The organism is Streptococcus mitis (assembly GCF_965111735.1).
In the GTDB taxonomy this organism is placed as follows: domain Bacteria; phylum Bacillota; class Bacilli; order Lactobacillales; family Streptococcaceae; genus Streptococcus; species Streptococcus mitis_DR.
Window position 1 is genome coordinate 1,667,038 of sequence record NZ_OZ217346.1, and the last position, 22,963, is coordinate 1,690,000.

Annotated in this window: 23 protein-coding genes, 1 pseudogene and 1 riboswitch (1 of these 25 cut by a window edge); of the genes and pseudogenes, 7 read left to right on the top strand and 17 right to left on the bottom strand. The window is 41.1% G+C overall.

The window, feature by feature from the left end; translation table 11 throughout:
- Window positions 1-83: 83 nt before the first annotated feature.
- The 4 genes from ACLV7W_RS07955 to ACLV7W_RS07970 are packed head-to-tail and all read right to left on the bottom strand — an operon-like array spanning window position 84 to window position 4,703.
- Window positions 84-1,826 (bottom strand): ABC transporter ATP-binding protein, encoded by a 1,743-nt coding sequence (locus ACLV7W_RS07955; RefSeq protein ID WP_411865762.1) that lies wholly within the window; start codon window positions 1,824-1,826, stop codon window positions 84-86.
- Entirely contained in the window at window positions 1,816-3,561 is a 1,746-nt protein-coding gene (locus tag ACLV7W_RS07960) for an ABC transporter ATP-binding protein (RefSeq protein ID WP_411865763.1), read from the bottom strand. Before ACLV7W_RS07960 ends, ACLV7W_RS07955 begins: the two co-directional genes overlap by 11 nt.
- A 54-nt stretch (window positions 3,562-3,615) precedes the next feature.
- Window positions 3,616-4,251, bottom strand: a complete 636-nt coding sequence (locus ACLV7W_RS07965) for a DUF421 domain-containing protein (protein WP_000174451.1) — start codon at window positions 4,249-4,251, stop codon at window positions 3,616-3,618.
- Window positions 4,248-4,703, bottom strand: coding sequence for a DUF3290 family protein (locus tag ACLV7W_RS07970; protein WP_000675331.1), 456 nt, complete (start codon window positions 4,701-4,703; stop codon window positions 4,248-4,250). The genes ACLV7W_RS07965 and ACLV7W_RS07970 overlap by 4 nt, the downstream gene beginning before the upstream one ends.
- Window positions 4,704-4,835: 132 nt before the next feature.
- Here ACLV7W_RS07970 and ACLV7W_RS07975 point away from each other — a divergent pair, with 132 nt between their 5' ends.
- The 4 genes from ACLV7W_RS07975 (at window position 4,836) to ACLV7W_RS07990 (ending at window position 8,459) form a co-directional block, all read left to right on the top strand.
- Window positions 4,836-5,663 (top strand): exodeoxyribonuclease III, encoded by an 828-nt coding sequence (locus ACLV7W_RS07975; RefSeq protein ID WP_038804934.1) that lies wholly within the window; start codon window positions 4,836-4,838, stop codon window positions 5,661-5,663.
- Window positions 5,664-5,674: 11 nt separating this feature from the next.
- A complete protein-coding gene (locus tag ACLV7W_RS07980) occupies window positions 5,675-6,061 on the top strand; it encodes a bleomycin resistance protein (protein WP_411865764.1) in 387 nt (128 codons plus the stop codon).
- A gap of 329 nt (window positions 6,062-6,390) precedes the next feature.
- Window positions 6,391-6,486, top strand: a riboswitch (purine riboswitch).
- Between the two features lie 129 nt (window positions 6,487-6,615).
- On the top strand, window positions 6,616-7,197 hold the full coding sequence (locus ACLV7W_RS07985) for a xanthine phosphoribosyltransferase (RefSeq protein ID WP_411865765.1): 582 nt from the start codon (window positions 6,616-6,618) through the stop codon (window positions 7,195-7,197).
- On the top strand, window positions 7,197-8,459 hold the full coding sequence (locus ACLV7W_RS07990; RefSeq protein WP_001194476.1) for a nucleobase:cation symporter-2 family protein: 1,263 nt from the start codon (window positions 7,197-7,199) through the stop codon (window positions 8,457-8,459). Before ACLV7W_RS07985 ends, ACLV7W_RS07990 begins: the two co-directional genes overlap by 1 nt.
- Window positions 8,460-8,504: 45 nt before the next feature.
- Here ACLV7W_RS07990 and ACLV7W_RS07995 read toward each other — a convergent pair whose 3' ends face one another.
- From ACLV7W_RS07995 to ACLV7W_RS08025, 7 genes are all read right to left on the bottom strand, one after another.
- Window positions 8,505-9,413 (bottom strand): type II restriction endonuclease, encoded by a 909-nt coding sequence (locus tag ACLV7W_RS07995; RefSeq protein ID WP_261015349.1) that lies wholly within the window; start codon window positions 9,411-9,413, stop codon window positions 8,505-8,507.
- Window positions 9,414-9,427: 14 nt separating this feature from the next.
- Window positions 9,428-10,000, bottom strand: coding sequence for a PD-(D/E)XK nuclease superfamily protein (locus ACLV7W_RS08000; protein WP_049488228.1), 573 nt, complete (start codon window positions 9,998-10,000; stop codon window positions 9,428-9,430).
- Window positions 9,993-10,760, bottom strand: coding sequence for a DNA-methyltransferase (locus ACLV7W_RS08005; RefSeq protein WP_049488313.1), 768 nt, complete (start codon window positions 10,758-10,760; stop codon window positions 9,993-9,995). The genes ACLV7W_RS08000 and ACLV7W_RS08005 overlap by 8 nt, the downstream gene beginning before the upstream one ends.
- Before the next feature lie 25 nt (window positions 10,761-10,785).
- On the bottom strand, window positions 10,786-11,640 hold the full coding sequence (locus tag ACLV7W_RS08010; protein ID WP_049488226.1) for a DNA adenine methylase: 855 nt from the start codon (window positions 11,638-11,640) through the stop codon (window positions 10,786-10,788).
- A 156-nt stretch (window positions 11,641-11,796) separates the two neighbouring features.
- Window positions 11,797-12,201 carry a PaaI family thioesterase gene (locus tag ACLV7W_RS08015; RefSeq protein WP_000651223.1) on the bottom strand — a complete coding sequence of 135 codons (405 nt, stop codon included), beginning with the start codon at window positions 12,199-12,201 and terminating at the stop codon, window positions 11,797-11,799.
- A gap of 69 nt (window positions 12,202-12,270) precedes the next feature.
- The gene (locus tag ACLV7W_RS08020) at window positions 12,271-13,752 is read right to left on the bottom strand and encodes a UDP-glucose--hexose-1-phosphate uridylyltransferase (protein ID WP_261081989.1); all 1,482 of its coding nucleotides are present in this window, start codon (window positions 13,750-13,752) and stop codon (window positions 12,271-12,273) included.
- A gap of 18 nt (window positions 13,753-13,770) precedes the next feature.
- Window positions 13,771-14,949 carry a galactokinase gene (locus tag ACLV7W_RS08025; RefSeq protein WP_261081990.1) on the bottom strand — a complete coding sequence of 393 codons (1,179 nt, stop codon included), beginning with the start codon at window positions 14,947-14,949 and terminating at the stop codon, window positions 13,771-13,773.
- Between the two features lie 164 nt (window positions 14,950-15,113).
- Between ACLV7W_RS08025 and galR the strand changes: the two genes are divergently transcribed.
- Window positions 15,114-16,118, top strand: a complete 1,005-nt coding sequence (gene galR, locus ACLV7W_RS08030; protein WP_084926241.1) for a DNA-binding transcriptional regulator GalR — start codon at window positions 15,114-15,116, stop codon at window positions 16,116-16,118.
- Window positions 16,119-16,151: 33 nt separating this feature from the next.
- Here the strand turns inward: galR and ACLV7W_RS08035 are convergent, their stop codons facing one another.
- Entirely contained in the window at window positions 16,152-17,042 is an 891-nt protein-coding gene (locus tag ACLV7W_RS08035; RefSeq protein ID WP_000095928.1) for a cation diffusion facilitator family transporter, read from the bottom strand.
- Between the two features lie 132 nt (window positions 17,043-17,174).
- Between ACLV7W_RS08035 and ACLV7W_RS08040 the strand changes: the two genes are divergently transcribed.
- A complete protein-coding gene (locus ACLV7W_RS08040) occupies window positions 17,175-17,711 on the top strand; it encodes a TetR/AcrR family transcriptional regulator (RefSeq protein WP_004235331.1) in 537 nt (178 codons plus the stop codon).
- A gap of 136 nt (window positions 17,712-17,847) precedes the next feature.
- Here ACLV7W_RS08040 and ACLV7W_RS08045 read toward each other — a convergent pair whose 3' ends face one another.
- The 5 genes and pseudogenes from ACLV7W_RS08045 to ACLV7W_RS08065 all read right to left on the bottom strand — a co-directional run bounded on the left by ACLV7W_RS08045 (window position 17,848) and on the right by ACLV7W_RS08065 (window position 22,112).
- The gene (locus ACLV7W_RS08045; RefSeq protein WP_125454890.1) at window positions 17,848-19,368 is read right to left on the bottom strand and encodes an ABC transporter permease/substrate-binding protein; all 1,521 of its coding nucleotides are present in this window, start codon (window positions 19,366-19,368) and stop codon (window positions 17,848-17,850) included.
- Window positions 19,361-20,089, bottom strand: a complete 729-nt coding sequence (locus ACLV7W_RS08050; RefSeq protein ID WP_000575242.1) for an ABC transporter ATP-binding protein — start codon at window positions 20,087-20,089, stop codon at window positions 19,361-19,363. The genes ACLV7W_RS08045 and ACLV7W_RS08050 overlap by 8 nt, the downstream gene beginning before the upstream one ends.
- 14 nt (window positions 20,090-20,103) lie before the next feature.
- A pseudogene (locus ACLV7W_RS08055) lies at window positions 20,104-20,298 on the bottom strand (polyketide cyclase); the annotation flags it as partial.
- A 31-nt stretch (window positions 20,299-20,329) separates the two neighbouring features.
- Window positions 20,330-20,773 (bottom strand): MarR family winged helix-turn-helix transcriptional regulator, encoded by a 444-nt coding sequence (locus tag ACLV7W_RS08060; RefSeq protein ID WP_000655222.1) that lies wholly within the window; start codon window positions 20,771-20,773, stop codon window positions 20,330-20,332.
- Window positions 20,774-20,918: 145 nt separating this feature from the next.
- The gene (locus tag ACLV7W_RS08065) at window positions 20,919-22,112 is read right to left on the bottom strand and encodes an O-antigen ligase family protein (RefSeq protein WP_045611046.1); all 1,194 of its coding nucleotides are present in this window, start codon (window positions 22,110-22,112) and stop codon (window positions 20,919-20,921) included.
- Between the two features lie 282 nt (window positions 22,113-22,394).
- On the opposite strand from ACLV7W_RS08065, the gene birA reads away from it, so the two are divergent.
- Window positions 22,395-22,963 carry the 5' portion of a bifunctional biotin--[acetyl-CoA-carboxylase] ligase/biotin operon repressor BirA gene (gene birA / locus ACLV7W_RS08070; RefSeq protein WP_153209333.1) on the top strand. 367 nt of this gene lie beyond the right edge of the window, so 569 of the gene's 936 nt are visible here — the first part of the coding sequence; it begins with the start codon at window positions 22,395-22,397; its stop codon lies beyond the right edge, outside the window.

Consider the following 22,963-nt stretch of genomic DNA (forward strand, 5'->3'; position numbering starts at 1 on the left):
TATACCACAAAATGGAAAAGGCGGTGAAAGAAATCTGTAATTTGAAGGATTTCCTTCTTTTACTCAATAAAAATCAAAGAGTATTAAGACATGGCCCCTGCCTGCAAGCTATACATCTTGTGATAGGTTCCTCCCAAGGCCAAAAGTTCCTCATGGGTTCCGCTCTCGATAATGCGTCCTTTATCCAAAACATAGATACAGTTAGCGTCTTGGATGGTCGAAAGGCGGTGAGCGATAGCAATGGTTGTCCGTCCCTTTCTCATCTTAGCTAGTGAAGCTTGAACCATACTTTCTGTTTCAGAGTCAATATTAGCTGTCGCTTCATCCAAAATCAGAATTTTAGGCTGACTGGCGACTGTTCTAGCAAAGGCAAGAAGCTGACGCTGACCAGTTGAAAAGCTCGAACCACGCTCGGAAACAGGTGCATCATAGCCCAGAGGAAGTTCCTGAATAAAGGAATCTGCATCCACGAAGGCTGCCGCAGCCTGAACTTCTTCGTCACTGAGATCTTGGTACATGGCGATATTGGACTTAATAGTCCCGTGATAGAGGAAGGGTTCCTGCAAGACTAGACCGATATTTTTTCTCAACTCTTCCTGACTGTAGTCTCTAATATCCACACCATCCAAGAGAACTCGGCCTGACTGGAATTCATAAAAGCGCATGAGGACATTGATAATGGAAGATTTCCCTGAACCCGTATGACCTACAAAAGCTATAGTTTCTCCCTTGTTAACAGAGAAAGAAATATCATCCAGAATCTGGTGTTTATCGTCATATGAGAAGCACACATGTTCAAAACGGATATTGCCCTCTTGGACTTTGGCTTGCCCATCTTTTTGAAGAGGTTCATAGGTCTTCTCGTCAATCAAGGCAAAGACACGGCCTGCAGACACCATGGACGTTTGAAGGGTTGAAAAGTTTTGCGTCACCTCAATCAGGGGATCGAAAAGTCGATTGATGTACTGAATAAAGGCATACATGGTTCCAGCTGTTATCCCGATAGAAAGACCACGATAGCCAAAGTAGGCCATCAAAACGGCATAACCTAAAAGTTTCAGCAAACTCATGGCAGGTCTCAAAAAGAGGGCATCCAAGGCTACAGAACGGTTGGCATAGACCAAGTGTTCTTGGTTGATCTCATCAAATTCTGCCTGCAGGCGCTTCTCTTGATTAAATGCCTGGATTATCCTGATTCCTTCGATGTTTTCGGCCAGCTTACTATTGATATCTGACAAGAGACTTCTGGTTTTCTCGATGATTTTCACTGACTTTTTCCGATAGAGATTGACCAAAAGGAAAATCAAGGGGAGAAAGAGCAAGACTAAAGCTGTCAAACGAAAGTCCAGAACCAACATAGTATAAAGGGTTGTCAGAAAAATGAAAACTGCTGAGATAAAGCTAGACAAAATCCCCGAAAACATATCACTGATGGTCTCGGTATCATTTGTCAAACGAGAGACGATGGAACCTGCTGGCGTCTTATCAAAATAAGACATACCCAGCTTCTCCATATTTGCAAAGGCATCGCGACGAATATCTCTGACAATACTGTAGGACACCCGCGCAAAGAGAAGATTGCCGACATACTGAACTACAGTTTGTAGGATATAAAGGCCATAGTAGGCCAGCAAAACGGTAACGGCCAGTTGGTTAAGATTGCTCAGATACTGGTCGATAAAGTGGGAAGCCACGAGGGGAATAACACTTTTAATAACCGTCGTCGCTAGGAGAAAACTGAGTGCCAAAAAGGTCAGGAGGCCATAGGGCTTGAGATAGGACATCAAGCGCTTTAATACAGTCCATTGTTCTTTCTTATTCTGCATCTTCTTCTCCTTTCATTTCCATCTGCTGAGACTGGTAGGTTTGGGCATACCAACCGTCCATAGCTAGCAAGTCTTCATGGTTTCCTCGCTCAATGATTTGACCATTTTGCAGAACCAATATCAGATCTGCATGAACGACTGCGCTGAGGCGATGCGCTGTGATAATGGTTGTCTTGTCCTTGCGTGTTTCCTTAAGATTGTCAATGATAGCATACTCTGTCTTGGCATCCACGGCCGATAAGGAATCATCTAAAATCAAAATATCAGGGCCTAAAATCATAGCCCGACTCATGGCCAGACGCTGCTTTTGACCTCCAGAAAGACTGACTCCCTTTTCACCAATCAACGTATCAAATCCCTGAGGCATGGCTACAATGTCTTGGTAAACTTGGGCTAGCTTAGTCGCTTCCTCGACCGCTGAAAGGGGCAAGTTGGGATTGCCAAAGCGGATATTGTCTAAAACTGAAGTCGCAAAGAGGAACTGGTCCTGAGGAACATAGCCCATAAGACTACGAAGATCTGTCAGACGATAGTCACGAATATCGTGGCCATTCAGATAAATAGCTCCCTTATCCACATCGTATTCACGCAAGAGAAGCTTGATCAAGGAAGTTTTCCCAGATCCTGTTTGCCCAACCAAGCCCAGCGTTTGCCCTTTTTCCAAACTAAAGTGAATATCCGTTAGTGTTTCCTCATTTTCAAAGGCAAAGCTTTCAATAGCGTACTCCAAACGCCCATTTTCAATACTTTCTAGAGGAAACTCAGGGTCTTTTACAGGTGATTCCTGAGACAAAAGTTCCTCAATCCGCTGGTAGGAAACCTTCCCACGCTGAGTGATATTAAAGAGGAAACCGATGGCCATAAGAGGCCAAACCAGCATATCCAAGTAGCTGATAAAAGTAACTAGATTCCCAACCGTGATTTGCCCTTTCTGAACCATCAAGGAGCCGACCAAGAGGGTTAAAACATAGGAGGAACCAACAAATAAGAGAACCATGGGGTCAAAGAGACTATCGTATTTCATGGTTTGGAGGTTCTTTTGGAAGGTCAATTCATTGACTGCCTGAAAGGACTTCAACTCGTCCGCCTGATATCCGAAAGACTTGGTCACTTTGATACCTGATACAGACTCCTGTACCTTGTTATTGAGTTCGGAAAAGGCAGCTTGGGATTCACCAAAGGCCTTGTGGGTCTTTCTCCCTAGACGACTGGTCGCATAAGCCATGAAAGGTAAGGGTAAAATGGCAACTAAGGTCATTTGCCACGAAATACTAAAGAGCATGGTCAACAAGGTCACCAGCGCCGTGATAGAGGCATCCACAGCAGACATAACACCGCCCCCTGCCAGACGAGTCAAGGCATTGATATCGTTGGTGGCATGCGCCATCAGGTCCCCCGTCCGATAGGTTTGATAAAAGGCTGGAGACATTTTTGTGAAATGCTCAAACAAGCGAGACCGCATAATCTGCCCCAGACGATAGGAAGTACCAAGGATATACATGCGCCAAACATAGCGTAGATAGTACATACCCAAAGCTGCAAGAAGCAGATAAAGGAGGTTCAAGAGCAAGTCCTGCTGGCTTAATTGCCCCGATGTGATGGCATCAATGACCCGCCCCATGACCATAGGTGGAATAAGATTGAGGACGGAAACCAAGACCAAGGCCACAATCCCGACTAGATAACGGCGTTTTTCTAACTTGAAAAACCACCAAAGTTTTTGAATAATGGACATAAAATCCCTTTCTGATTGCAAATGGAAACCTGAGGCCAAGACCCCAGGTTTTTCTTATTCATAGGTTACAACTGTGACGGCACCCTTGTCATACTCAGCGATAAAGATATTGGCCACATTGTCATGTCCTTGTTTGCTTAGATTATCAAGCAGCCACTCTTCGCTACGGCCAATCGATTCCAAAACATCGACTTGGATCACACCGTCAGTCACAACTGGATACTTAGGATTTTCATCCCCCATTTGGACCACGATGAGTTGGCCATTTTGCTCCTGCACAGCGCATTTGACCTGTTTCATCTGGAAAATCCCTTGGCTACGAAGTTTGAGAGCAACTTCTGCTGCAGACAAACCAACTGAACGACAGGCTTCTGGGTCAATCTGCCCATTTTTGATAAGGAGAGTTGGTTTTCCATCAATCAAGCGTTTGACAAAACGAACATTGTTATTGAGCCACTTGAGGGTCAAGACCAAAATCGTCCACATCATCAAAATCACTGCATACTGGAGAATGCTGATAGAACTATTGTAAATCACCCCACCGATGATACCACCAAGAACATAGTTCTGAATTTGGTCTGTCGCAGAGTTAGGTGCTAGGTTCCCCTTTCCTGTCACATTGATAACAAAAACAAGCGAGAAGAGCCCCAAGGCCAGTTTGATTAAAATTTCCATATAATTGAGTGTCATTTGTTTACCTCCACCAATTCAATAGCGTCTGTTTGATGCAATTCTAATTTCTCTAAAAGATACTTGTCTGGTTGGCTCCCGTTCATGGCGCGGTAGAAATTTGGACCTACCTTGACAAGCGCTCCATCAGTGGCTGCAGAAGTATTGACATAAACTTCTGATTTATCCACTCCCAAGTCTTTGGAAACAACCTCTATGAAATGAAGGGAGGTTTGAAATTGGTTGTTAGAGGCTTGATTGGTCTGGTATTTTGAGATTGTCACCAAAAGCATGGCCACCAAGGTCAAGGCCAAAATCATGACCAATTCCCGAAACTTAGTCCCCTTTTTATCTCGATAGGCTTTAAAAGCAAAAAATCCTGTGATAGCTAGGAGAACAATTCCAAAGCCAATCATGATGCCATTTTGCTGACTGATTTGGCTAAGTACATAGTCATATGAGTAAAATTTCATTTATTTTCACTCCCTTTCATAAAATCATTCTTAATTATAAACGAAAGAGAGTGATTTTTCAAACCATACGTTGGGGAAATAGACCTTTTTTTGGTATAATAAATCTATAATCTGAATGAAAAAGGTAACTTTATGAAACTTATCTCATGGAATATTGATTCCCTCAATGCTGCCCTAACTAGTGACTCAGCTCGCGCCAAATTGTCCCAAGAAGTCCTACAAACCTTGGTCGCTGAAAATGCTGATATTATCGCTATCCAAGAAACCAAGCTTTCTGCCAAGGGTCCTACAAAGAAACACTTGGAGATTTTAGAAGAACTCTTCCCAGGCTACGAAAACACGTGGCGCTCTTCCCAAGAGCCTGCCCGTAAAGGCTATGCTGGAACCATGTTCCTCTATAAGAAAGAACTTACACCAACTATCAGCTTCCCAGAAATCGGTGCCCCTTCTACCATGGACTTGGAAGGCCGCATCATCACCTTGGAATTTGATGAATTTTTCGTGACCCAAGTTTACACTCCAAACGCTGGCGACGGTCTCAAACGCTTGGAAGAACGCCAAGTCTGGGATGTCAAATATGCTGAGTACTTGGCTGAACTAGACAAAGAAAAACCAGTCCTTGCGACCGGTGACTACAATGTGGCCCACAATGAGATCGACCTTGCAAATCCTGCTAGCAACCGCCGTTCACCAGGATTTACCGACGAGGAGCGTGCTGGATTTACCAACCTTTTGGCAACTGGATTTACGGATACCTTCCGCCACATTCACGGCGATGTTCCAGAACGCTACACTTGGTGGGCACAACGCAGCAAGACTTCTAAAATCAACAATACAGGCTGGAGAATCGACTACTGGCTAACAAGCAACCGCGTGGCTGACAAGGTGACTAAGTCTGATATGATTGACTCTGGTGCGCGCCAAGACCACACACCCATTGTCATGGAGATTGAGCTCTAAGGAGAAAGCTAATGGACTATCAAGCTGTCATTCCTGAATTTGTAGTATCTGACCTCGAAAAGTCACGCCACTTCTACTGCGACTTGCTGGGATTTTCTGTCGAATACGAGCGCCCGGAAGAAAACTTTCTCTTCCTCTCGCTTGAAGACTGTCAACTAATGCTAGAGGAAGGAACCCCCGAGGAACTGGCTAACCTTACCTACCCTTTTGGAAAAGGTGTCAACCTATCCTTTGGTATAAAGGATGTCCCACAACTTTATCAAAAAGTGATGGAAGCTGACTATCCTATCCATCGTCCCCTGACAAAAAGAGAATTTCGAGTAGGAGATAGCTTTATATATCCCCATGAATTTGCAGTTTTGGATCCAGATGGCTATTTTTTAAGATTTAGCGAGTAGAGAATAGAAAAAATCCTTCAAATCAGAAAAAGGCATATTAGCAGGTCTTGAAGAAACTTGATAATATGTCTTTTATGATGAAAAAATCTTCTAATACTCTTCGAAAATCTCTTCAAACCACGTCAGCGTCGCCTTACCGTACTCAAGTACAGCCTGCGGCTAGCTTCCTAGTTTGCTCTTTGATTTTCATTGAGTATAAATGTTAGCCAATAAGTTAATTTTTGCCTATTTTTATTACATTTGTTCGCTTTCAAAGCCAAAACACTAACAAAACATTTGATTTTTAAAGCTTTTTGGTGTAAAATAAAAACATTGGCTCAAGCCTATTTAAAATTGAATATCGTTTTACTTGTTTATGTCGTGAATTGGCACGACGTTTCTACAAGGTGCCGGAACACCTAACAATAAGTAAGTCAGAGTGAGGTATGGTCGTTTTTGCCATGCCTATTTTGGGGACTTACTTAAAGTTTAAGTAGGTCCTTTTTTCTATCAGTTTCACTGAATAGAAATCTGAAACAAGCGAATGGATTAGCTTTTAGACTTTAGGAGGTCTTATGAAATTATTAGAAGAGCGCATCCTCAAGGATGGGCATATCTTGGGTGACAACATTCTCAAGGTAGATTCCTTTTTAACCCACCAAGTTGACTTTAGCTTGATGCGAGAGATTGGTAAGGTTTTTGCAGAGAAATTTGCTTCTGCTGGCATTACCAAGGTTGTGACCATTGAAGCGTCGGGTATTGCTCCAGCCGTTTTTACAGCTGAAGTCCTAAACGTTCCCATGATTTTCGCCAAAAAAGCTAAAAACATCACTATGAACGAAGGAATCTTAACTGCCGAAGTTTACTCCTTTACCAAGCAGGTTACCAGCACCGTTTCTATCGCTGGAAAATTCCTCTCACCAGAGGATAAGGTCTTGATTATCGACGATTTCCTTGCTAATGGCCAAGCTGCCAAAGGCTTGATTCAAATCATCGAACAAGCTGGTGCCACAGTCGAAGCTATCGGTATTGTGATTGAAAAATCTTTCCAAGATGGCCGTGATTTGCTTGAAAAAGCAGGTTATCCTGTCCTATCACTCGCTCGTTTGGATCGTTTTGAAAATGGTCAAGTTATTTTTAAGGAGGCAGATCTCTAATGCAAACTCAAGAAAAACACTCGCAAGCAGCCGTTCTTGGCTTGCAGCACTTACTTGCCATGTATTCAGGTTCTATCCTAGTTCCCATCATGATTGCAACAGCCCTTGGCTATTCAGCTGAGCAGTTGACCTACCTGATTTCCACAGATATCTTCATGTGTGGGGTGGCAACCTTCCTCCAACTCCAACTCAACAAATACTTTGGAATTGGACTACCAGTCGTGCTCGGAGTTGCCTTCCAGTCGGTCGCTCCCTTGATTATGATTGGGCAAAGCCATGGTAGCGGCGCTATGTTTGGCGCCCTTATCGCATCAGGGATTTACGTGGTTCTTGTTTCAGGCATCTTCTCAAAAGTAGCCAATCTCTTCCCATCTATCGTAACAGGATCTGTTATTACTACAATTGGTTTAACCTTGATTCCTGTCGCTATTGGAAATATGGGAAATAACGTTCCAGAGCCAACTGGTCAAAGTCTCTTGCTTGCAGCTATCACTGTTTTGATTATCCTTTTGATTAACATCTTTACTAAAGGATTTATCAAGTCTATCTCTATTTTGATTGGTCTGGTTGTTGGAACTGCCATTGCTGCTAGCATGGGCTTGGTTGATTTTTCTCCTGTTGCGGCAGCACCACTTGTCCATGTCCCAACTCCCCTCTACTTTGGAATGCCAACCTTTGAAATCTCATCGATTGTCATGATGTGTATCATCGCAACAGTGTCTATGGTTGAGTCGACTGGTGTTTATCTAGCCTTGTCTGATATCACAAAAGATCCAATCGACAGCACCCGCCTGCGCAACGGTTACCGCGCAGAAGGTTTGGCCGTACTTCTCGGAGGAATCTTTAACACCTTCCCTTACACAGGATTTTCACAAAACGTTGGTTTGGTTAAATTATCAGGTATCAAGACTCGCCTGCCAATCTACTACGCAGCTGGTTTCCTGGTTCTCCTTGGACTCCTTCCTAAGTTTGGCGCCCTTGCCCAAATCATTCCAAGCCCTGTCCTCGGTGGTGCCATGCTGGTAATGTTTGGTTTTGTATCGATTCAAGGGATGCAAATCCTCGCCCGTGTTGACTTTGCTAACAATGAACATAACTTTCTTATCGCAGCAGTTTCCATCGCTGCAGGTGTCGGTCTAAATAACAGTAATCTCTTCATCAGCATGCCGACAGCCTTCCAAATGTTCTTCTCAAACGGAATCGTCGTAGCCAGCCTACTCGCCATTGTCCTCAATGCGGTACTAAATCATAAAAAGAAATAAGAAAAAGAGGTGTGAGCCTCTTTTTTGTTTATAGTTAATGAACAATTATTGTAAAAATAAATCAGCTAAAAATCCTTCTCTTAACATCTCTAAATTGAATACATTCGTAATGTGACTAAATGCTTCTGCTAGTGGTAAATGTGCTGTTTTCCATCCTTGACCATCAGTAACCCAAACAAATTCAACATTGTCATCTGAAGTAATAACAAATTGACTGAGTTCAGTAAACTCTCCAGCAACCGCTTTTAATTTACTTCCTCCGCCGCCATAATAATTCGTTTCAATCAACCAAACCTTATGTTTTTCTCGGGAATAAACTGCAACATCAAATCTTCTTTCAGACTTATCGACAGGTACTTTAATCCCCCACTTATCTTTAATATATTGGGCTGTAGCTTGAGCTTTCCAATCCAATTTTTGTTCCTGAGAAATCTTTGCTACGTGTCTCTCTAAAATTCCCTCCATGGTTGTCCCACTTCGGTTTTTTCGTGCATTGCTATCTAATCCAGTCTCCACTCCATAAACATAATCAACTAATGAACGATTAGCATGTTGTTGTAAAAACTTTAATAAACCAGATTTCTCAATAAATTTGATGTAATCATCAATTCTGCTAGTGTCTATCGTTTTGAAATCCAATTGCTCAAAAGACATATTATCGTCATTATCTATTGTCAGAATATCTAAAACATTATCACGACTTGCAATCAGACTAGGAATTGCTTTTAACAAATTAGGTTGTTTAGTGAACAAGTCAAGAGCTTCTATATAAATATCATCTTTACCAATTAAGTAGTTTAAAGTGTTCAACTCTAGTTCATACTTCTTTGTCTCACGATCAACTTTCTCCCAATTTACATAGTATTCAGGAGTTCTGTTGGTAATTGAGAGAGTATTTAAAAAATTTTGTAATTTATCTTCTGATGATGAAGAAATGTAAGTATTAAAATCCATAATTCACCTTGTAATTAAAATAAACCAAAAAATGTCATGTCGTATTCATCAAGCATTATTTTGATGCCATCCCCTCGTAACATTTCAAAAGTATCACGATATTTATCTTGACCAAAAAAACTTTTATTTCCAACAAATATGAATTGCACAGAAAATGGTTCACCCTCTTGCACACTATCTAACAAACGTTGATAAATACGTCTTTTATTGCCAAAGCCCAGTAGTTTTTCATCAACACTTCCTTCGCTTTCCTGCCATTTTTTCTCAACTATATAAACTGTATGATTTTCAAAATTTATAAATACTTCATCTGGTTTCCATTGTTTAGAATTGGTATTCTTAATCCCCAATTCTTTCAAAAAATCATAAAATCTATATTGAGGCATAATTTTACCAATGATTTCTTCTTCCCCAACTCTAAAAACTTCAAAGCCTTTTGTTGCTTTTCTATCTTTGAAATCTATTTCTTTAACTTCATATCCTGGAAGGGAATCTACTAATTCCGAAAAATCAGTATCTCTTTCAAATTTCAAACCATTAGTGGTCGTTTTGGCTCCTCCTCCATGTTTATTTGGTTTTCTAGCCATAGTTTTCCTCCTCTAATCTTCTTCTAGCTATCTTCAAATATTCTTTTTCAGCATCGATACCTATAAATCTTCTACCTAATCGCTTCGCAACAACACCCGTAGTGCCACTACCAACAAATGGATCTAAAATATAGTCCCCTTCTTTAGTAGAAGCCAAAATTATACGTTCCAATAAATATTCTGGTTTTTGTGTTGGATGCTTGCCAGCCCATTTCTCAGCTTTTTTCGTCAAAGCACCTGTCCAAACATCTTTCATTTGCTTTCCATCATTTAGCTCTTTCATCAAATCGTAATTGTAATAATGACGAGCTTTTTTATCATTTTTTCTTGCCCATAAAATAGTTTCAGTAGAATGAGTGAAATAACGACAGGATAAATTAGGTGCAGGGTTTGTTTTCTGCCAAGTAATGTTATTTAGAATTTTAAAACCTTCTTGCTCTAATGCCATTCCAACTGAGTAAATATTATGCAAACTCCCTGAAATCCAAATAGTCCCATTAGGCTTCAAAACTTCTTTTGCTAAACGAATCCATTTACGATTGAATTCGTGCTTTTCCTCAAAGGAAGAAATCTTATCCCAGTCACCTTTATCTACAGATACAACCTGTCCCCCAGAATTTGATATACCACCGTTACTCAAAAAATATGGAGGATCAGCAAAGATCATGTCCATGCTTTCTGGTTTCATTTTCGATAATAACTTAAACGTATCTGCATGAACAAGAATCATTTTATCTTTGTTATAGTATGGTTTTGTCATTAAAACACCTCCATACTTATATTCGTTATTTTTCATAATTTGTGACTATAATTTCAGAAATTCTTCCTCGACTCGAAGATTTTGCTCCATTAGTTCGGGTAGCTTCAACATAATGGATATTAAAATCTTGATACAACTCCTCTACCAAAAAACTAGAGGAGTTTGATAACATAACATAAGCCCCTGTATCACTCAATTTCTTAAAGGTATCTCTTAATCTTACTTGATCATCATAAGAAAACCCCTCATGAGTGTAGGAAGTAAAGGCACTTGTCTCTGACAATGGAATATACGGGGGATCAAAATATACAAAATCCCCTGGTTGAACATCCAAAACAGCCTTTTCAAAATCTCCTTTTTTAATTTCTATTTGATTATTATTCAGATAAGTTGAAATAGCAGATACTAAATTCTCATCAACAATTTTAGGATTTTTATAACGACCATAAGGTACATTAAACTGATTCTTAGAATTCACACGATATAAACCATTAAAGTCTACTCTCAACATATAGAGAATACGTGCTGCCCTTTGTACTTCAGACATCATATCTATTCTTTCATCACGATCAACAGAACGTAAATCTAAATAATATTCTTTTGAATTATATTCCTGATGAACTTTCAAAATTTCAATCAATTCTTGAGGATTATCCTTAATTTGTTGATAGCAATTTATCAGTTCAGCATTAAAATCATTGATAACTGCATCTTTAGGAGCTAAATCAAAAAATAAAGCTCCGCCTCCAACAAAAGGTTCAAAATACCGGTTATATTTTTTAGGCATTAATTCTCTAATAACAGGCAATAATTGTCTTTTACCTCCTGTCCATTTCGTGAACGGTTGTAAAGCAACTTCCTTCATTTCTTTTATCTTCATGCTTTTAATTATACCATAGAAATTAAAACACAACTCTTGTATTTTCTACCACATTACTAAATTTTCTATTTTAGAATTAAATCATATCAATACCAAAAAATGAGTAAAGCAAATTTTATAAATTCCAAAATTCACCTCACTCTATTAAATTACTCTCTATATCCTTACCTGTCTGTCTTCTGACCGTTGGCCTGTAACAAACATGGTAAAGGTTGCTTTACAGACATTTCTGCCTTCTTGATTGGTGATATCGACATCCACGACGCAAGTTGTGCGTCCTTGGTGGACACATTCTCCTTTAATGGTCAGCACATCGTCGAGTTTTCCTGCTTTGAGGTAGTTGATAGAAGACTGGAGCGTCACTCCATCAAGCCCCAGAGATATGACCACCAAACCACTGATCTGGTCGCAAAGGGTAAAGAGATAGCCACCATGGGCATTGCCATAGTAGTTGAGAGACGAGTCCACTACTTTGGTCGTCACCACAACGTGACCATCTCTCATTTGTTCTATTTCGTAATTTTCAAAGGCAGATATAGCGTCAAAATGAAAGTCTTTCATCGTTTCCTCCTGATATTTCAAACGACACTATGATACTACTTTTTATAGGACTGTGCAAGGAGAAAGCTCCTAGTCTGGCAAAATTCCGACCTGTTCCACAAAGCGCATAAAGGCTGTCTGTCCTTGTTCCGTCTGCTTGTAAACTCCAGCATCCTCCAGAACACGCGCAAAGATAATACCCACAGAGTCCTTGACGATTTCAAGGGCTTTTTCTTTATCCGCTAGGTCTGGATGTTGGACTTTAAGCTGCTCTGCCCATTTCTGATGATAGTCGGCAACTGTATCCCCATTTCCCACGAGATAGCTGGCGACTTGCTCTACTTCTGCTTTCAGACGTGGTGGCAAGATTGCCAAGCCCATGACCTCAATCAAGCCGATATTTTCCTTCTTGATATGTTGGACATCCTTGTGAGGATGATAAATGCCATCAGGATGTTCTGCAGAAGTCTGATTGTCCCGCAAGACCAAGTCCAACTCAAACTGGCCATCACGTTTGCGCGCTATAGGTGTGATGGTGTGATGCGGTGTCCCATCAGTCTCTGCCAAAATCTGCACACTAGTATCTGAATACTGGCGCCATTCCTGCAAAATCTTGTCAGCTAAGTTGATTAAATCTTCTTTGGAAGCCGAAGTCAAACGTAGCACTGACATAGGCCACTTGACAATTCCAGCCTTGACCTGCTCAAAACCAGCAAATCGGAAGGTCTTTTGCAAGGGAGCCAATTCCATAGGAAAGACATGACGGCCTCCCTGATAGTGATCATGAGTTAGAATAGAGCCTCCCACAATCGGCAAGTCGGCATTAGAGCCTGCAAAATATCCTGGAAACTGCTCTACGATAGCAAGCAGACGTTCAAAGCTCTGACGACTAATGGCCATGGGACGATGCTGGCCATCTAAGAAAATACAATGCTCATTAAAGTAAGCATAGGGCGAATACTGGAAGCCCCACTCCTGACCAGCCATTTCAAAACGAATAATACGGTGGTTGCTGCGAGCTGGGTGGTTAACTCGACCATGGTAGCCCTCATTCTCTAGACAAAGCTGACACTGGGGATAATTGCTAGCTTGCACCAACTTGGCTGCCGCAATCTCTTTGGGATCCTTTTCAGGCTTAGAGAGATTGATGGTAATTTCAAGCTCTCCGTAATCAGATGGAACACGATAAGCGATATTTTTAGCAATGGCCTTGAGTTTAATGTAGTCATTCTTCTGACTGAGTTGGTAGAAATCCGCTATCGCTTGCTCAGGAGACTGGGCGTAGGTTGCCCAAAAGTCACGATTGACCTGACTCGGACAAGGGGTCACCAAGTCCATCAATTCAGCACCAAGGATTTCACGCGCAGTCTGACTATCCTCAATCGTCTCTAATCGAACGGCTTCCTCAACCAGCTGGTCCTTGAGATCAATCAATTTATCCAGATTGGTCTCAACTTCCAAAACACCATCTCCCACTCGTGCCAAGACACGATTGGTCAGGTAGATTCGATCCATTTCCTGAAATGAACTTTCAGCAATGACATGTGTTACAAATTTATCTACTAAGGTCACTATAGAGCCTCCTTTTAACTAGTCAAGGACGCGAGTGCCACCTGCAACTTCAGCGATATAGAAGCTTGGAGCGTAGCCAACTACTTCCTCGTAGTGTTTGCCAACAGCTTCCTTAAAGGCATCAACAGCATCTTTTTGCACCAAGGCAATGGCACATCCGCCAAAACCTGCCCCTGTCATACGAGCACCGAGAACTCCTTCTTGTGCCCAAGCTGTGTGAACAAGAGTATCCAATTCCAAACCAGTTACTTCATAATCATGCTCTAGGGAAACGTGTGACGCATTCATCAAACGACCAAATGTTTCCAAATCTCCTGCTTGAAGGGCTGCTTGAGCTTTGAGGGTACGTTGGTTTTCAAGCACAGCATGGCGAGCACGTTTCAAACGATTTTCATCTTTGATTAGGTAGCTGTATTGGTCAAAGGCCCACTCATCCAATTCACCCAAGGTCTGAATATCTAAAGCAACTTGCAATTCTTCCACTGCTTTTTCACACTCAGCACGACGTTCATTGTACTTAGAGTCAGCCAATTCACGGCGTTTATTGGTGTTCATAATAACAACGACATTGTCCTTTAAATCAAGCGGTACCAAATCATACTCTAAGGTGTTGGTATCAAGGTAAATAGCACGTTGGTCTGCACCCATACCGATAGCAAACTGGTCCATAATGCCAGAGTTGACTCCGATAAAGTTGTTTTCTGTTTGTTTTCCAATTTTTACCAAATCCAAACGGTCTAGTTTTAAATCAAAGAGATGCTCTGCCACAACCCCAGTCAAAAGTTCCAAGGACGCTGAAGAAGACAAGCCAGCACCATTTGGGATATTCCCATAAACATAAAAATCAAAACCTTTGTCAATCACATGTCCAGCTTCTTGCAAGAAATGAAGAACCCCTTTTGGATAATTGGTCCAGTTGTGCTCTTTTTCAAACTTGAGGTCAGCGAGAGGCACTTCGATAATGCCCTTGTCCTCAAAGTTAGCTGAGTAGAAACGTAAAACTTGGTCGTCACGCTTACGAGCTGCACCGTAAGTTCCCAAGGAAATAGCAGCAGGAAAAACGTGCCCACCGTTGTAGTCTGTGTGCTCACCAATCAAGTTGATACGACCTGGTGAAAAGAAGGTTTGGTCTGCTTCTTGACCAAAAACAGCAAGAAAGTCTTTACGAAGTGCTTCTGCAGTAAGATGTTGTGTCATATGAATTCTCCTTTTACTGTCCGTTAAGTCACCTTAACGTGTAATCGCTTTCTTCTATTGTATCCAAGGGATTTCCCAAGGTCAATCCTTTTTACTAAACTTTTACTAAACTATCAGTAAAATACAGAAAAATATGATATACTAACCTAAAAGAAGGAGGATTTATGGCTACCTTAAAAGACATTGCACAACTAGCTTCTGTCTCTATCGCGACCGTATCCCGTGTCCTAAACCGCGACCAGAGCCTATCTGTTACAGAAGAAACCAGACACCGTATTTTAACTGTTGCTGAAGAGTTGGGCTACACTAAGCACCTCAAGACAGGCGAGTCCCACAAGCCCAAGCAAAAGATTGCCATTATCCAATGGGTCAGCGAACAAGGGGAACTGGACGACCTCTACTACTACCAGATTCGCCTAGGCATAGAAAAAAGAGCCCAAGAACTGGACTATGATATTTTACGCTATTTTAATGACCATCCTTTTACACTGAGCGAGGAAGTCATCGGGATTCTCTGCATCGGAAAGTTTAGTCGAGCTCAGATCTCTGCCTTTGAAGAATACCAAAAGCCTCTTGTCTTTCTAGACAGTGATACTCTTTCACTAGGACATACCTGCATTATCACGGACTTTTACACTGCCATGAAACAGGTTGTCGATTATTTCCTCAGTCAAGGGATGGACCGTATCGGGATTCTAACAGGGCTTGAGGAAACAACAGACCAAGAAGAAATCATTGAGGATAAGCGGCTGGAAAATTTCAGAAACTACAGTCAAACAAAAGGAATCTATCATGATGAACTGGTCTTTCAAGGAAGCTTTACTGCCCAGTCTGGCTATGACTTGATGAAGGAGGCCATTCAGAACTTGGGAGACCAACTCCCACCAGCCTTTTTCGCAGCTAGCGATAGTTTAGCTATCGGTGCCCTCCGTGCCCTCCAAGAAGCTGGAATCAACCTGCCCGACCGCGTCAGTCTTATTTCCTTTAACGACACCAGCCTGACCAAGCAAGTCTATCCTCCCCTCTCCAGCATCACCGTCTATACCGAAGAAATGGGCAGAGCAGGCATGGATATTCTTAATAAAGAAGTACTCCACGGTCGCAAAATCCCTAGCCTAACCATGTTGGGAACCAGACTGACTCTGAGAGAAAGTACAAGGAATGAATAGGATAACAAAACGACCTCTAGCGAGGTCGCTTTTCTAATGATGATGCCCATGCTTCTGCTCTAATTCTCTCACCCTCCGCTTATGTTGCGCATGATTGCTTTGACTGCTATCTACTTCAATAGTGATATTCTGCACGCCTCTTTCTTCTAAACATTGACGCACCACTTCTTTGGTTTCCATCATCTGTTCCCAGTCCTTGATACAAATGTGAACAATAGCATTATTCTCTAGACCATCCATGGACCAAATGCTAAGTTGATTGACACTGTTGACATTGGGTAGAGCCTCTAAATCCTTCTCCAAATCACTTGTCTCGACTCCTTCTGGCACAGCATCTAGGAAAATTTTCAGTGCGCTCCAAAAGCGAGGAATGGCTTTCGACAGAATAAAGATAGAAATAACTAGTGATAAAAGCGGATCGAGGATATACCAGTCCGTAAATCGAAGAATAATCGCCATTAGAATGACGGCCAACCAACCAAGAGTGTCTTCCAAAAAATGCAGGCTAAGAATTGACTCGTTCTTTGTTTTCCCCTTACGAACTACCAGACTTGCTAGCACATTAATGGCTACTGCAATGATTCCCAGCCAGAGGATGCCTTCCTCATTGACGGGTTGCGGGTGAACAATCTTTGTGACATTTTCCAAGATCACTAGGACAGACCCTATCATAAGAATCACAGCCGTTAGCATGGCTCCTAAAAGACTAAAACGTTTGTAACCCAAGGTGTACTGTCTATCTTCTTCACGGTTTGAAATTGTTTCTAAAAGGGCTGAGATGCCAATGGCTATAGCATCTCCCAAGTCATGAACGGAATCAGCAAGAACTGCACTCGAACCAAAGATTCCTCCTGCTATAAACTCAACAATCGCATAGCTTAAATTTAAGAAAAAAGCTAACCAGATAGATGTTTTAGAACTCATTTCTCTCCCTCCTTTGGTATAATGGGTATATACATACTTCTTTCATTTGTATTATCTAATAAAATTCAAAGAAAGGATAGAAGCAAACTGTCAGCCATGTTCAGTTCTGAACAGTTTGTCTCAAGTGTCTACATGCCAAAAAGAGACCGTCGAGTCAGCAAGACGAAAAAAGCCATCTATCAAGCTTTTTTACAACTTTTGAACGACAAAGGCTATGATGCCACTACTGTTCAGGATATCATTGACCTAGCAGATGTTGGGCGTTCTACTTTTTACTGTCACTATGAAAGCAAGGAACTCCTTTTAGATGAGCTCTGTCGCTACCTCTTTCATCATCTCTTTGAAAGGGAAGGACACTTTACTACCGAGGACTACCTCGCACATATCTTTTTACATTTTCAGAAAAACCAGGACCATGTTACCAGTCTGCTATTTTCCAAAAATGACTACTTCCTCCGTCAACTCCATAAAGAGCTAGAACACCATGTCTATCCCATGTTGGCTGATGAGTTAAAAGAAGCCCACACTAATCTGCCTACTTCTTACCTCCAACACTTGGTCGTGTCCAACTTTATCGAGACATTGACCTGGTGGCTCAAAAAAGGACAAGACTTTACATACCAGGAAGTTGTCCAGTTTTATCTAGACCTTCTCATTCCTAAAAATTGAATACAGAGTAGAGCTCAGTTGCCTTATTTCTAGGCTACTGAGTTTTCATCTTTTCAACAATCAAAAAAGCCCAGACGACATTGTCTGAGCGTTCTTCTATATAGTCGTTTAACCAAGTTGAGTTTAGCTTTTCAAGCTATTTCTTCAACAAACCTTGTTCTTGTAGAAACTCCTTGGCTACTTGTTCTGCTGACCTGCCTTCAACACCGACTTGGTAGTTGAGCTGGCTCATCTGGCTTTCAGTAATTTTACCAGCCAATTTATTGAGAACTGTTTCCAACTCTGGATGTTTCTTTAGAAGAGCTTCTTTCATTAGTGGAGCCCCTTGATAAGGTGGGAAGAGTTGCTTGTCATCTTCCAATACCTGTAAATCATAACGTGCCAATTCCGCATCGGTTGAATAAGCGTCCGTGATTTGAATATCACCTGACTGAATTGCCTGATAGCGAAGGGCTGGCTCCATGGTCGCCACATTGAGATTGAGACCGTACATTGACTGCAAGCCCTTATTGCCATCTTCACGGTCATTAAACTCAAGTGTAAAGCCTGCCTTCAATTGCCCTTCCACTTTTTTTAAGTCCGAAATGGTCTTCAAGCCGTATTCCTGAGCAATCTTTTTCGGAACAGCTACAGCATAGGTATTTTGATAAGACATGGGTTTGAGATAGGATAGATGATCCTGTTTGGCAATGCCATCACGCGCCACATTATAAACTTGCTCTGGCTCATGACTCACTTTCGGTGATGGTTGCAGCAAACTTTCAGTCACCGTACCAGTAAATTCAGGATAGATATCAATATCGCCTTTTTTCAAAGCTTCATAAAGAAAGCTTGTTTTCCCAAAATTTGGTTTAACAGTCGCAGTCATGCTGGTATTTTCTTCAATCAGCAACTTATACATATTGGCCAAAATTTCTGGTTCCGGTCCCAATTTCCCAGCAATAACCAAGTTTTCTTTCTCTTTTTGAGCTAAGAGGGCTGGGCTATAAGACAGACCGAGCAATATTGTCACCAAGGCAAAACCAGAAAAAATCGTCCGCAATTTTGCCTTTTCCATCACTTTTAGTAGGAAGTTAAAGGCAATAGCAAGCACTGCAGCAGAAAGTGCCCCAATCAAAATCAGACTGGCATTATTACGGTCAATTCCCAAAAGGATAAAGGAACCTAGTCCCCCTGCCCCAATCAAGGCCGCCAAGGTTGCTGTACCGATAATCAAGACAGCTGCCGTCCGAATCCCAGACATCATAACAGGCATGGCAAGCGGAATTTCAAACTTCTTGAGACGCTCCCATCTAGTCATCCCAAAGGCGATCCCAGCCTCCTGTAGACTCGGATCAATTCCCTTTAGCCCAGTGATGGTATTTTGCAAAATCGGAAAGATCGCATAGATTACTAGAGCTGTCAATGCCGGTAAAGTCCCAATTCCCATCAAAGGAATAAAGAGTCCCAGTAAGGCCAGAGACGGGATGGTCTGAAAAATCCCTGCAATCTGCAAGACCCAATCCGCCATCTTCTCATGATAGCGAAGATAAACAGCCAAGGGAACCGCGATAAAAATAGCTAGTAACAAGGTCAAAAGTGACAACTGCAAATGTTGAGAGAGAGCTGTCAACCAATCACTAAAACGATCCTGAAAAGTTGCAATTAAATTAGTCATGAACACTACCTCCAAACAAGTCTGCTACAAAGTCTGTTGCAGGCGCTTTTAAAATTGTCTCGGGATTCGCTACCTGGCGAATTTCTCCATCCTGCAAGACAGCAATACGGTCCGCCAATTTCAAAGCTTCATCCGTATCATGGGTTACAAAAATAGTTGTCATCCCAAACTCTTTATGCAATTCCTTAGTCAGAGCCTGCAACTGTTTGCGAGAAATAGCATCCAAGGCTGAAAAAGGTTCATCCATGAGGAGAATCTTAGGCTGACCAATCATAGCACGGACAATACCAACCCGTTGCTGTTCTCCACCAGATAGTTCACTAGGTAAGCGATGTCCATACTCAGCTACTGGTAAACCAACCTTAGCCAAAAGCTCTTCTGTTTTCTGAGCAATTTCTTCCTTAGTCCATCCCTTCATCTCAGGAATCAGGGCAATATTTTCCGCGACCGTTAGATTAGGAAATAGAGCAATAGCCTGTAAAACATAACCAGTAGAAAGACGAAGTTCACGCTCATCATAGTCTTTGATGCGCTTGCCATCCATAAAAATATTTCCATCAGTCGGTTCCAAGAGACGGTTAATCATCTTGACCATGGTCGTCTTACCGGACCCAGATGGCCCAACTAAAACCATAAACTCTCCATTCTCAATCCGTAAATTAACATCTCTCAAGACATCTTTTTCTGTGTAACGTAAAGCTACATTTTTGTATTCAATCATTCTGTATCCTCAATTTAAAACTTCCCTCGATTGGTCAAGTCTTCTACCTTAGGCATGACTTCCTTATTGTCCCAATGCTCCACAATTTTCCCGTTTTCTAGACGGAAGATATCGTACTGGGCATAGGCAACTCCACCAATCTGATTCTGACCATAGCTAACCACATAGTTTCCTTGTCCTAAGAGTTGGAAAACAAGGTCAAAAGTGACCTTTACTTATAAACAGCTAATTTGCTCCATTTTAAATCTCATTTTCATCCTCTTTCAGATTAGCCAAAATTCTTTCTTGAAAGGCTTCAAACTGACGAATTTCTTCCTCTGAAAATCCTTTGTAAAAGATCGTATCCAATTTCTGACTGACACGATGCCCCACTTCTTTCTGAGACTGCCCCAACTCTGTTAAAACCAAATACTTCTTACGCTTATCTTCTCCACATGGACTAATAGTTACAAGATTTTGTTCCTCTAGCTTTTTTATCATCGTCGTCAGAGTATTATTAGCAAGTCCAGTCGCAAGCGCAATGTCTGTCGCAGTTGCACAGCCAGTTTTACTATTCCATAAAACCGCTAAAATCTTGCCCTGTTCACTCCGATAAAGAGCTTCAGGGTCTTGGCTCAGTAACTTTTGAAAAATCCGCCCATTCAACAAACGAATATGATGGGCTACCAAATGACTATCTTTCATAACACCTCCAATTTATTTCGATATCGAAATGAATAAAACAATTGTAACACTCATCGTTCCAACTGTCAACTATTTCGATTTGGAAATAATTTTTCCTAGCAAAAAAAATCTCCCACCCAAGGTAGAAGATTTGAATCTAATAAACTTAATCCGTCATGTCCGATACCAATGTTCGATGCTCCAACGGAATACTGCACATAACTAGCAAGAAAATGAAACCTGACTGAATCCAGAAGAGGGCCAAGTCAAAGATTCCATGCACAGCAACCACTGTAAGGAAAGATAGATAAAGACCTATAATCGGACGTTTCCCCGACTCCTGACTCATATCCATCATCAAGCGAACAGGAGCCACAGAAGACAAAACTAATAAAATGGTCCCCACAATTCCGTAACTCAGAATCGTATCAATATAAAGACTGTGAGCATGTTCATGATAAGGAGCATGTATCCGAGGATAGGAGTGCATGTAAGTCAATGGCCCCTCACCCCAAAAAGGATTTTGCTTAAATAAGGCCATCCCAGCATCCCAGATAGAAATTCGTTCTTCCATAGAAGAGTCTAAAGTCCCCATCCGAACTCCCAAATCACTAGAAAAGAGGAAGCTCAAGCCAATCGCAAAGACCCCAATACTAAGCCAAAAGGCCTTCCAGTTTTTAATGGTCGTAAAGAGATAAATAATGGCTCCAGCGATAATTGCAGGAAAGGCAGTTCGATTTTGCGTAAAGTTCAAACCAAAGAGATTCACAAAGCCTGCAATCACACAGAATACTTTCAACCAATTCAACTTGGTCGTTGTAAACAAATAGAAGGCAATCATGATACAGAAACAACAAATAATTCCATAATAATTAGGGTTAAAGAAGGTCACTTCTGCACGATTCTGATGCCACACCTGCATATTGGGTGAAAGAAAAGCATAGTTGAATTTCTTCACAATTTGGAAATGTTCTAAACTCGCAAAAGCAGCTGACAAGACGCTACCAAACAAGACGAGCTGCAAAATCAATCGAAAGAATTTATGTGATAAAATCGACTGATAGTGCAAAAAGAAAACAGTAAATAGAAAAATTCCTACTGAAGCCACAACTCCCATCCAATTTTGTGCAAAAACGGATATAACAGTACTATAGCCAAGAAAAAGAAGTAGCATCGGATGCTCCCCCATTTTCTGAAGAATACTTTTCATGTCCCCTGTGAAAATTAAACTGATAATATATAAACAGAATACAACTACAAAAAGATAAAAGGGTAAAAAGATACTCAGGATAATTCCCAATAAAATCAGCTCTTTACTAGACAACCCTTTCAGCTTTTCAATAAAGCCTATTGATTTCAAAATGAATCCTTTCTCTCCAAATCAGTTGATTCAGATAATAGTAAGCTACCCTATATTGTACCACTTTTTTAGCAATTTGAAAACAAAGGAAACGTTTACTAGGTAAAAAAGGGAGCAAAAATATTAATATTTCAAAACTCAAACTTAATGACTAGATTTACTATAAGAAAATCATACCGTAAAGACTAGGTATATGTTAAAATAGTAGTAATATAATAAGGTTTTGACCAACTATCCGAACTATATTTAAATCATTTACAATTCCTAAAGAAAGGAAACACTATGAAATCCTACCAAGCCGTCTACCAAATTCTAGCTAAAGAAACCGACTATGTCAGCGGAGAAAAAATCGCAGAAGAACTATCTCTAAGCCGAACATCAATTTGGAAAGCCATCAAGCGTTTAGAACAAGAAGGCATTGAAATTGATAGTATCAAAAACAAAGGCTATAAACTGGTGAATGGAGACCTTATTCTTCCAGAACTTCTAGAACAAAATCTTCCAATTAAAATCAGTTTTAAACCCGAAACAAGATCAACACAACTCGATGCAAAAGAAGCAATTGATTTAGGAAATGAAGCAAATACCCTCTATCTAGCTTCCTATCAAACAGCTGGCCGAGGCCGTTTTCAACGCTCCTTCTACTCCCCACAAGGTGGCATTTATATGACACTCCATCTCAAACCAAATCTTCCCTATGACAAATTACCGTCCTACACACTACTTGTAGCTGGAGCTGTCTACAAAGCCATTAAGAACCTAACTTTAATAGATGTCGACATAAAATGGGTCAATGATATCTACCTAAACAATCATAAAATTGGAGGAATCCTTACTGAGGCAATGACCTC

Excerpts from the sequence above, each read along its gene's own strand:
- ACLV7W_RS07955 (WP_411865762.1), bottom strand. The coding sequence starts at position 1,826 with ATGCAGAATAAGAAAGAACAATGGACTGTATTAAAGCGCTTGATGTCC.
- ACLV7W_RS07960 (WP_411865763.1), bottom strand. The coding sequence starts at position 3,561 with ATGTCCATTATTCAAAAACTTTGGTGGTTTTTCAAGTTAGAAAAACGC.
- ACLV7W_RS07965 (WP_000174451.1), bottom strand. The coding sequence starts at position 4,251 with ATGACACTCAATTATATGGAAATTTTAATCAAACTGGCCTTGGGGCTC.
- ACLV7W_RS07970 (WP_000675331.1), bottom strand. The coding sequence starts at position 4,703 with ATGAAATTTTACTCATATGACTATGTACTTAGCCAAATCAGTCAGCAA.
- ACLV7W_RS07975 (WP_038804934.1), top strand. The coding sequence starts at position 4,836 with ATGAAACTTATCTCATGGAATATTGATTCCCTCAATGCTGCCCTAACT.
- ACLV7W_RS07980 (WP_411865764.1), top strand. The coding sequence starts at position 5,675 with ATGGACTATCAAGCTGTCATTCCTGAATTTGTAGTATCTGACCTCGAA.
- ACLV7W_RS07985 (WP_411865765.1), top strand. The coding sequence starts at position 6,616 with ATGAAATTATTAGAAGAGCGCATCCTCAAGGATGGGCATATCTTGGGT.
- ACLV7W_RS07990 (WP_001194476.1), top strand. The coding sequence starts at position 7,197 with ATGCAAACTCAAGAAAAACACTCGCAAGCAGCCGTTCTTGGCTTGCAG.
- ACLV7W_RS07995 (WP_261015349.1), bottom strand. The coding sequence starts at position 9,413 with ATGGATTTTAATACTTACATTTCTTCATCATCAGAAGATAAATTACAA.
- ACLV7W_RS08000 (WP_049488228.1), bottom strand. The coding sequence starts at position 10,000 with ATGGCTAGAAAACCAAATAAACATGGAGGAGGAGCCAAAACGACCACT.
- ACLV7W_RS08005 (WP_049488313.1), bottom strand. The coding sequence starts at position 10,760 with ATGACAAAACCATACTATAACAAAGATAAAATGATTCTTGTTCATGCA.
- ACLV7W_RS08010 (WP_049488226.1), bottom strand. The coding sequence starts at position 11,640 with ATGAAGATAAAAGAAATGAAGGAAGTTGCTTTACAACCGTTCACGAAA.
- ACLV7W_RS08015 (WP_000651223.1), bottom strand. The coding sequence starts at position 12,201 with ATGAAAGACTTTCATTTTGACGCTATATCTGCCTTTGAAAATTACGAA.
- ACLV7W_RS08025 (WP_261081990.1), bottom strand. The coding sequence starts at position 14,949 with ATGACACAACATCTTACTGCAGAAGCACTTCGTAAAGACTTTCTTGCT.
- galR (WP_084926241.1), top strand. The coding sequence starts at position 15,114 with ATGGCTACCTTAAAAGACATTGCACAACTAGCTTCTGTCTCTATCGCG.
- ACLV7W_RS08035 (WP_000095928.1), bottom strand. The coding sequence starts at position 17,042 with ATGAGTTCTAAAACATCTATCTGGTTAGCTTTTTTCTTAAATTTAAGC.
- ACLV7W_RS08040 (WP_004235331.1), top strand. The coding sequence starts at position 17,175 with ATGCCAAAAAGAGACCGTCGAGTCAGCAAGACGAAAAAAGCCATCTAT.
- ACLV7W_RS08045 (WP_125454890.1), bottom strand. The coding sequence starts at position 19,368 with ATGACTAATTTAATTGCAACTTTTCAGGATCGTTTTAGTGATTGGTTG.
- ACLV7W_RS08050 (WP_000575242.1), bottom strand. The coding sequence starts at position 20,089 with ATGATTGAATACAAAAATGTAGCTTTACGTTACACAGAAAAAGATGTC.
- ACLV7W_RS08060 (WP_000655222.1), bottom strand. The coding sequence starts at position 20,773 with ATGAAAGATAGTCATTTGGTAGCCCATCATATTCGTTTGTTGAATGGG.